Annotated in this window: 12 protein-coding genes and 1 tRNA gene; 9 read left to right on the top strand and 4 right to left on the bottom strand. The window is 61.6% G+C overall.

Annotated elements, in window-relative coordinates:
• The coding region (locus AC2FLX_RS21485) for a DEAD/DEAH box helicase family protein (RefSeq protein ID WP_496875544.1) at positions 1-1,086 on the bottom strand (1,086 nt) is incomplete at its 3' end.
• Positions 1,087-1,165: 79 nt separating this feature from the next.
• The gene (locus tag AC2FLX_RS21480; RefSeq protein WP_496810607.1) at positions 1,166-1,624 is read right to left on the bottom strand and encodes a MarR family winged helix-turn-helix transcriptional regulator; all 459 of its coding nucleotides are present in this window, start codon (positions 1,622-1,624) and stop codon (positions 1,166-1,168) included.
• Positions 1,625-1,711: 87 nt separating this feature from the next.
• Here AC2FLX_RS21480 and AC2FLX_RS21475 point away from each other — a divergent pair, with 87 nt between their 5' ends.
• The 7 genes from AC2FLX_RS21475 (at position 1,712) to AC2FLX_RS21445 (ending at position 6,810) form a co-directional block, all read left to right on the top strand.
• Positions 1,712-2,395, top strand: a complete 684-nt coding sequence (locus tag AC2FLX_RS21475; protein ID WP_496747029.1) for a glutathione S-transferase family protein — start codon at positions 1,712-1,714, stop codon at positions 2,393-2,395.
• 59 nt (positions 2,396-2,454) lie between these two features.
• A complete protein-coding gene (locus AC2FLX_RS21470) occupies positions 2,455-4,137 on the top strand; it encodes an adenylate/guanylate cyclase domain-containing protein (protein WP_496810606.1) in 1,683 nt (560 codons plus the stop codon).
• A 68-nt stretch (positions 4,138-4,205) separates the two neighbouring features.
• Entirely contained in the window at positions 4,206-4,517 is a 312-nt protein-coding gene (locus tag AC2FLX_RS21465; RefSeq protein WP_480750745.1) for an ETC complex I subunit, read from the top strand.
• Positions 4,518-4,994 (top strand): GNAT family N-acetyltransferase, encoded by a 477-nt coding sequence (locus AC2FLX_RS21460; protein ID WP_480750746.1) that lies wholly within the window; start codon positions 4,518-4,520, stop codon positions 4,992-4,994.
• Between the two features lie 22 nt (positions 4,995-5,016).
• A tRNA-Arg gene (locus AC2FLX_RS21455) sits at positions 5,017-5,093 on the top strand.
• A gap of 163 nt (positions 5,094-5,256) precedes the next feature.
• Positions 5,257-5,958, top strand: coding sequence for an ORF6N domain-containing protein (locus tag AC2FLX_RS21450; RefSeq protein ID WP_496810605.1), 702 nt, complete (start codon positions 5,257-5,259; stop codon positions 5,956-5,958).
• Positions 5,959-6,021: 63 nt separating this feature from the next.
• Positions 6,022-6,810: a formate/nitrite transporter family protein gene (locus AC2FLX_RS21445; RefSeq protein WP_496810604.1), complete on the top strand. Its 789-nt coding sequence runs from the start codon at positions 6,022-6,024 to the stop codon at positions 6,808-6,810.
• 27 nt (positions 6,811-6,837) lie between these two features.
• Here AC2FLX_RS21445 and AC2FLX_RS21440 read toward each other — a convergent pair whose 3' ends face one another.
• Positions 6,838-7,170, bottom strand: a complete 333-nt coding sequence (locus tag AC2FLX_RS21440; protein WP_496810603.1) for an excalibur calcium-binding domain-containing protein — start codon at positions 7,168-7,170, stop codon at positions 6,838-6,840.
• Here AC2FLX_RS21440 and AC2FLX_RS21435 point away from each other — a divergent pair.
• Positions 7,163-7,789: a HugZ family pyridoxamine 5'-phosphate oxidase gene (locus AC2FLX_RS21435; protein ID WP_496810602.1), complete on the top strand. Its 627-nt coding sequence runs from the start codon at positions 7,163-7,165 to the stop codon at positions 7,787-7,789. The two genes, AC2FLX_RS21440 and AC2FLX_RS21435, sit on opposite strands and share 8 nt — an antisense overlap.
• Positions 7,790-7,906: 117 nt before the next feature.
• A complete protein-coding gene (locus AC2FLX_RS21430; protein WP_480750210.1) occupies positions 7,907-8,377 on the top strand; it encodes an aminoacyl-tRNA deacylase in 471 nt (156 codons plus the stop codon).
• A 47-nt stretch (positions 8,378-8,424) separates the two neighbouring features.
• On the opposite strand, the gene AC2FLX_RS21425 is transcribed toward AC2FLX_RS21430, so the two are convergent.
• On the bottom strand, positions 8,425-8,832 hold the full coding sequence (locus AC2FLX_RS21425; RefSeq protein ID WP_480750211.1) for a universal stress protein: 408 nt from the start codon (positions 8,830-8,832) through the stop codon (positions 8,425-8,427).
• Between the last annotated feature and the right edge of the window lies 1 nt (position 8,833).

Raw genomic sequence — 8,833 nt, 5'->3', positions numbered from 1 at the left:
TTCATCGGCAAAGACGATGGCGTTGTCGGGGATGAATTCGAACAGGGTCGGGGGCGGCTCGCCCGGTGCACGACCGGTCAGATAGCGCGAATAGTTCTCGATCCCGTTGCAGACGCCTGTCGCTTCCAGCATTTCCAGATCGAAATTGGTGCGCTGTTCCAGCCGCTGCGCCTCGAGCAGTTTGCCTTCGCCGACCAGCTGGTCGAGGCGCATCCGCAACTCTTTTTTGATCCCGATGATCGCCTGTTGCATCGTCGGTTTCGGCGTCACGTAGTGGGAATTCGCATAGACCCGGATATGGTCCATCGTGTCGGTTTTTTCGCCGGTCAGCGGGTCGAATTCGGTGACCTGTTCCAGTTCCTCGCCGAAGAAGGACAGCTTCCAGGCGCGGTCTTCGAGGTGGGCGGGCCAGATTTCCAAACTGTCGCCCCGTACCCGGAACGAGCCGCGCTGAAACCCCTGGTCGTTGCGGCGGTATTGCTGGGCCACCAGATCGGCCATCACCTGCCGCTGATCGTATTCGTGACCGACCTTCAGATCCTGCGTCATCGCCCCGTAGGTTTCAACCGAGCCGATACCGTAGATGCAGCTGACCGAGGCGACGATGATCACGTCATCGCGTTCCAGCAGCGCCCGCGTGGCCGAGTGGCGCATCCGGTCGATTTGTTCGTTGATCTGCGATTCTTTTTCTATGTAGGTGTCAGAGCGCGGCACATAGGCCTCGGGCTGGTAATAGTCGTAATAGGACACGAAATATTCCACCGAGTTTTCGGGGAAGAAGCCTTTGAATTCACCGTATAGCTGCGCCGCCAGCGTCTTGTTGGGGGCAAGGATGATGGCGGGGCGCTGGGTTTCCTCGATCACCTTGGCCATGGTGAAGGTCTTGCCCGTGCCGGTCGCGCCCAGCAGCACCTGATCGCGTTCACCGTCCAGCACGCCGCCTGCCAGTTCCTTGATCGCCGTTGGCTGATCGCCCGCCGGATTGAATTCGGTATGCATCACGAATTGCCTGCCACCCTCAAGTTTCAGGCGCGCGCGTACGTCTTCGGCGGTCAGTTGGGTCTTGTCGGAATGCGCGTAAGGCATCAGGGGGGATTCCTTTCGCGCCCGATTTTGGTCTGTTTTTGTTCTTGTTCAAGGGGGCGCGTCGTTTCAGCCTGAATTATTATTCACTGGCACCCGATTTCGAGGCCAGTTCAAGCTGCTTCAACGTGCCAGTCAATCCGTGCCTCTCGACCTGCATCATCGGGTTATTGATCTGTTTGGTCAGCGCGGGGGCATAGACCTCCCACATCCGCAACCGCGTGGCGGCGCCCTGTGGCGTCAGGACAAGGATCTGCCCGCGCCCGTCGTCATCGCAGGACATGCGCTTGAGGTAGCCGGCTTTTTCAAGGCGAAGCACCATTCGGGATACCCCATATTGCGGTAGTAACAGCCGATCCTGAAGCTCATAGGGCCGCAACCCGTCAGGGTCGGCCTGTTCCAGTTCCCACAACACGTCGTACCAGTCGAGACCCGGCAGTCCTGCCTGTTTCAGGGCGTGTTCGACCGTACTCAAAATGGCTTTGTAGGCACGCGCGAGCGGCACCCAGAGCTCGAATGCTTCTTTGGTAGACAGGGTCATGTACGGAATTTAGATGCATATGCATTGACTTTCAACAGGCGAGGCCCATTTCCATTTACATGCAATTGCATCTAAATGGAGACTCCCATGACCGACCTTCATCTGATCAGCCACCACTTGTGCCCCTATGTGCAACGCGCGGTGATCGTACTGAGCGAAAAAGGCATCCCGCATCGCCGCACCTATATCGACCTGTCGGACAAGCCCGGCTGGTTTCGAGCACTGTCGCCGCTGGGCCGGGTTCCGGTGCTGCAAACCAGTGGCCGGGTCCTGTTCGAAAGCCAGGTGATCGCGGAATACCTTGATGAGGTGACACCGGGGTCACTGCATCCGGATGATCCTCTGGATAGGGCGCGGCACCGGGCGTGGATCGAATTTGGCTCCGACACGCTGGCGGCGATTGCCGGACTCTACAACGCTCCTGATGCCGATGCGTTCGAAGCGAAGCGGCAGGTCGTGCGCCAAAGGCTGGAGCGTATTGCGCCCGAGATATCGGGGCCTTTCTTTGGAGGAGAACAGTTTTTTATGGTCGACGGTGTCTGGGGCACGATCTTTCGCTATTTCGATACGTTGGATGACATCGCGGAATTCGGCCTGATGCCACCAAACCTGCAACTCGCAACATGGCGTAAAGCTGTCAGCAAGCGCACCTCGGTCCGCCATGCACCACCTGAAGGATATCCGGACCGGTTGATGGCCTTTCTCAGGTCACGCGCTTCGCATCTGGGAACGCTGGCGCGGGTGAGCACGCAGATCGAAAGGACAAGCTAGCGAGGTTTACAGAATGTGCCGATTGCCTAGACTGGCAGGATATTTCCAGGGGGACGTCCATGCACAGCCAGTTGGCGGTTCTGATGTTTGCCGATGTCGTCGGTTATACTGCGATGATGGAAGCGGATCAGGCCCGCACGATCCAGGCCGTGCGGAGCTTGCGCAAGAACGTGGTCGAGCCACTGGCAAGACAGCACGACGGCAAGGTCCTGAAACGACTGGGAGACGGCTGGATCATGTCGTTTCCCGGAGTCGCGACCTGCGTTGCAGGCGGCATGGCGATCCAGAAAAAGCTGCAGGCCGAGACCGATATCAAGCTGCGCATCGGCGCCCATATCGGCGAAGTGGTCGAAGATGGCGAGGATTTCTATGGCTCGGGTTTGAACATCGCACAACGGATCGAGGCCGAAGCCCCACCCGGCGGCCTGATGGTGTCCGAGGATCTGTTTCGGCAATTGTCAGGCGCTGTGGCAGCGGATTTGAAGGATGCCGGCATCTTCCGCCTGAAAAACATCGCGCAACCGGTCAGGCTTTACCAATGGCGCCCCGCAAGGCGGCGCGAAAGCGGTTCGGACGGCGTGACGTCGATTGCGGTCGCGGCCATAGAGTATGCGCCGCTTGACTCTGACACTGCGGCGTTGGCGGGCGACCTGCACGATCAGTTGGTGATCCGCATGTCGCGAAGGCAGGGTATCGTCATTCTGGATGCGGCAGCCAAACCAGTTGATGTGGCCACCTATGATCTGAAAAGCCGCTTGCGGGTGGCGGGCGGCAAGGGGCGGCTGAGCCTCACGCTGGTGCTGCGCGCAGAAGGACGCCCCGTCTGGTCCGAAAGCTATGACCGCAGCACCAAGGACATCTTTGATTTCTGCGACGTGGTACTGGAACGGGCCGAAGCCGACCTGCGCATCCAGACCAACGCCTTCGATGGCGACCGGCTGGCACACATTCCCGAGGAGGAGTTGAGCGTTTCCGAACTCCGCGCGCGCGCGGCGAATTCCTTCTACCGGCTGACCTATCAGGACTGGGCCGATGGGCTGCGCCTGATGAAACGCGCCATCGAAATGAACCCGCTGGACGGGGTGGCGCTGGCGATGCGGGCAGAGGCCGAGATCATGCTGAACGCGGCCCGGTACGAGACCTTGCCCGACAGCCTGCTGGAACAGTTGGAGCGCGATCTGGACACGGCCGTCGAACAGAACCCGGCAAGCGATTACGTGTTCTGGACCCGCGGCTATTTCCGGATCAACTGTCTGGGCGACGCGCCCGGCGCCCGATCCGATCTGGAACGCAGCAGGACCCTGAATCCCGCCTATGCCGAAAACCACGAACTCGCGGGCCATATCCTCATGTTCGAAGGCGCATTTGCCGAGGCGGCCGAAAAGTTCGGGCTATTGCTGCAGCGGCAGGTGCATAACCCGATGATCCCCTATCGGCGGTTCCTGAGGGCCGTGGCCCACTATTGCGCCGGGCAATTCGATCTGGCCGCCGAGGACGCCCGTCTGGCGGCGGACACCCGGCCAAAGGAACGCGCGATGCATCTGATGCACGCCCTGGCGCTCTGCGAGGGCGGACAACAGGACGCGGCCCGTAAGGCCTTCGAACGTGCATCGCGACTGGAACCCGATCCCAACGTCTGTTCGCGCTGTCCGGTCCTGCCACCATCGCACCAATCGCTGGCTCAGGCGTTGGCTGCGGCAATCCGCAGCCCACAGGGGCGGCTGGATGGCGTCGAAACCTGACAAAACAGTCTTGCCCGGGCGCACGCTTGCGCGCATATAGGGACAAGCCGAAAAGGACGGAGTTTGCAATGCGCGCACGGATTTATCAGCCTGCCAGAAACGCCATGACATCGGGCATGGCAAAGACCCGCAAATGGGTTCTGGAGTATGCCCAAGGCTCCGCGCGCGAGGTGGACCCGCTGATGGGCTGGACCTCTTCGAATGATACGCAAACCCAGGTGCGCCTGCGCTTTGACACCAAGGAAGAGGCGCTGGAATATGCTCAGGCCCACGGGATCGAGGCGCAGGTCAGCGAGCCGCACAAGCGAAAGCCCAATCTGCGCCCGCGTGGCTATGGCGAAAACTTCGCCACCGACCGGCGCAGCCCCTGGACCCACTGAATGATCGACATCCGCGAGGCCGACCCGGGCGCGGTCGACCTGCGCCCGCTGATTGAGGCGCATATGGCCCATGGCCGCGACGCCGGACCTGATGAAAGCAATCACACCTTGGATGCCGACACTCTGCGCGAGACTGGCACGCGTTTCTGGGCGCTTTTCGATGGTCACACGCCGATCGGCTGCGGCGCGCTCAAGACGCTGCCCGATGGCACAGCCGAAGTGAAATCGGTGCATATCACCGCCGCCGCCCGCGGCCGGGGTCTGGCTCGGGTGCTAATGGAGCGGTTGGCACACGAGGCGCGGGCGGGCGGCGCAACGGCGATTGTGCTGGAAACCGGAGCAGCGCATCTTTCGGGTTATGACGCCGCACGCAGACTGTATGAGGCATTGGGATACAGCTATTGCGGCCCGATCCACGGCTATGACGCCGACCCCAATAGCGCTTTCATGCGCTTGGCTCTTGAACCTGCTGGCTAAAAGCCGCAAGAAAGGCCCAAGCGGTCCCGTAGCTCAACTGGATAGAGCAGCTGACTTCTAATCAGCAGGTTCGGGGTTCGAGTCCTCGCGGGATCGCCAGATTTCCTCAAGAAACTAGCAAGGCTATTCAGAGCCTGCCCATGCATTATTGAGACGGCGCTACAGGCGAATTCCGCAGATAGGAGAAGATTTGCACTTCAAGGTTGCAGCGCCGCCCCGGCTGCTCCACGTTTGAAATCACAATTTGTGATTCCAAAACGCTATGACCAAGACCCTGCCCACACCCCACGAAGTTCAGGACGCCATCCAGAAGGTGCGCGGTGTTCGGGTGGTGCTGGCCGAGGATCTTGCGCGGTTCTATGGCAAGACCGTCAGCGCTTTCAATCAGGCGGTGTCGCGCAACGCGGATCTGTTCGAGGGCTACCGGTTCCAGCTCTCCGACGACGAAGTGGCAGCGCTGCAATCACGGAATGTGATCTCAAAGCCCGGAGGCCGCGGCGGGCGTCGGGTCAATCCGTGGGTCTATACCGATTATGGCGTGGCGATTGCTTCGGCCCTGTTCCGCGATCCGCGCGCCATAAAAATAACCCGAATGATCACCGAAGCCTTTGTCGACGGCGCCAACGTGCTGGGCGAAGCCCCGCGCAGCCTGCCGGAAATCCTGCCACCTGAAACCGCACCCGCGCCGCTTTTACCGAACGGCGACCAGTTGCGCGCGCTGGCCGAAAATATTCTTGATTCCGGTCAGCAGAGCCTTGTCGACTACATTGCCAACCCCACCACCAAGCGCAAGCAGGCGGTTGCGGCGATCATGAAGACACTGGCCGAGACCGCCGGTGAGGAAGTGCGGACCCAGCACGAGCGCCTGCGCCTGCACATTGCAGAACGCCTTGCCACCGGCGATTATTCCGACGACCAGGACCGCAAACGCCTGCTTGACCTGCTGCACGCGATGAAGGGCTGACTGGGCCGACGCACCTTGATCCCGATCAATACGCTTACGCGGCGATCCGGTCATGCTGCGCCCATGACACAAGCAAACCCCACCGGCCTTGACGCCTATAAGCCTGCCGAAATCGCCCGGCTGGTCGAAACCGCCGGAGTGACCAAGGCGCGCCTTGCCACCGGCCAGACCCTGACACTGGCCCTGCTGGCCGGGGCCTTCATCGGCTTTGGCGGTGCAGCCTATACCATGGTGATGACCGGCGTGGATGCCGGGTTTGGCCCGGCCCGATTTCTGGGCGGCGTGGTATTTTCGCTGGGCCTGATCCTTGTAGTGGTGGGGGGGGCTGAGTTGTTCACCGGCAACGCACTGATGACCATGGCGGCAGTTGACAGGCGGATCACCCTGCGCGCGCTCATGCGCAACTGGGGGGTGGTCTATGCCGGTAATCTTGCGGGCGCTGCCGGGCTGGCCGTGGCCTTTGCGCTGACCGGCCTGCTGGACGGCCCGATGGGCGAGACGGCCCAGGCCATCGCCCGGGGCAAGGCGATGCTGTCCCCGGTCGAGGCCTTCGCCCGCGGCGCGCTTTGCAACGCGCTGGTCTGTCTGGCCGTCTGGCTGACCTTCGCCGCGCGTACAGCGGCGGGCAAGATTCTTGCGATCCTCTGGCCAATTGCGGGTTTCGTTCTGCTCGGCCTCGAACACTCGGTCGCCAACATGTACCTGCTACCGCAGGGCGCACTGGCGGGAGAAGGGATCGGTTGGGCGGCTGCGTTCAGCAACCTGTTCTGGGTCACACTTGGCAACATCGCCGGCGGCGCGGGCGGAGTGGCGCTGGCTTATCGGTTTGCCTATCGCCCAGCAGAGGCGTAACCTGCTCAGCCAACAAAGTCTCGGCGTTCAGGGGCGCACGAATTTTGCGCCGCCGACTGTCCGTTCTTTTACCTGCCGCACTGGTGCTTTGGCAGCCGACGCGGTTGAGGTTCCAGCCGCCACCGGGCGAGGCTCGTCACAGGCCACCCCGTCCCCATCCGGATCATTGCGCGTGTGATATCCCACCATCCCGCGATAGCTGGGGGCCACACCCACGGCCCTCGCTGCGTCACAGCCTGCCAGTGCTACGATATGCAACAGGGCTTCGTCCGGTTCATAGGGGCTGGTACGCATGTAGACCCCAAACGAGATACAGGCGATCGTAATCGGCAGCGCCAGGATCATGGTCAGAATGCGCACCGGCGAAAGCGCCTTTCTGCGCAACGCCTCGGCCCGCCGTTGGCGCTGGCGGGACCGGGGGTTTGGCATAATCTCTTCGCTCGACATTGCCTCTTGTGCCATGAATGCTGAGATAAAATTCGATTATGGCATCACGATGACCCGCACCGACCTCTTTCGGCCCGCCGATGACACCGCCTGCGCACTGGCCCGTGACCTTGTACAGAGCGCAACCCACGCGGCCCTGGCAGTACTGCAGCCGGATACCGCCCTACCCTCGGTCACCCGCGTCGCGCTTGCCACAAGCGGCTGCGGGCAACCGATTTCGTTGATCTCGTCCCTCTCTGGCCACACGCAGGCGCTTGACGCCAACCCCGCCTGTGCCCTGCTGATCGGGGAACCTAGCCCCAAGGGCGACCCGCTGACCCATCCACGTCTGACGCTGCATTGCACGGCGGCGCTGATCCCACGCGGCACTTTGGAACATGACCACATGCGCAGCCGCTACCTGTCGCTGCGCCCCAAGGCCGGGCTTTATGCAGATTTCGCCGATTTCCGCTTTGTCAGATTCGATGTGACCGACGGTCTGCTCAACGCCGGATTCGGCAAGGCATACCGCCTGTCCGCATCCGATCTGTAGCGACAGACTTGCCCGACTCGGACGATGGGCGCAGACTGGGCTTCTCGCACACCAAACTCGGCGCCTGGCGCGCCAGATGCGCAAGGCCGGGTTGCCGATGGCTCCATGGAGGACACCATGACCATTGCCACGCGCCTTAAACACCACCTCGAAGCCCGGGGACTGCCGTTTGACATGATCCCGCACCCTTATGCGCCCACGGCCGCCGAATGCGCCGAAGCCGCGCATGTACCAGGCGACCATCTGGCGAAATCCGTCCTGATCCATATGGAGGAAGGACCGATATTGGCCGTCGTTCCGTCAAACCACCATGTTGATCTGACCAACCTGCAAGCCATCCTGTCGCGCCGCATCGGGCTGGCCCCCGAAGAGCAGGTCGAAGAGGTCTTTGACGATTGCGACCTGGGGGCGGCACCGCCGATAGGATCTGCCTATGACGTGCCGACCATCATCGATGACAGCCTGACCGGGCTTGACCGCGTTTGGTTCGAGGCCGGGGACCACAAGACCCTGATCGAAATGAAAGGCAGCGACTTCGACCGCCTGATGAAGGATGCCCAGCACGGCTCTTTCTGCTGCACCCATTGATGACGCGGCAGGCATCCGGCCCCCTGTCGCGGGGCCGGAACTGGCAGTTACCGGACCACATGCACCGCGCATTGCGCGTGGCGCACCACATGCGTCGCGGTGGAACCCAGAAAGATGTCCTGCATACCTGGACGGTGCGACGCCAGAATGATCAGATCGGGCTTGTTGGTCTCGGCCCAGTCCAGAATTGTTCGGCCCGAATGCCCCTCGACTACCTCGGCCCGCGCATTTGGCAGCTTGGCGGCCAATGCGTCCAGTTCGCCCTGGATGGCCTTGCGCGCCTCGGTCAGATACTCGGCGGGCATGTACGAGATGGCATAGTCCGGAATGTGTTCGACCACGTGCATCAACGTGATCTTCGCATCCGGGGTCGCCAGTTTTTCGGCCAGTTTCAGCGGGCCCGAAACGTCCCGTTCGGAGTCAAAGGAAATCGGAACAAGAATGTTGTGGTACATG

It is taken from the genome of Ruegeria sp. YKSF57 (assembly GCF_059612585.1).
The sequence above is the reverse complement of the archived record's forward strand: the minus strand, read 5'-3'. Positions and strand labels throughout refer to the sequence as shown.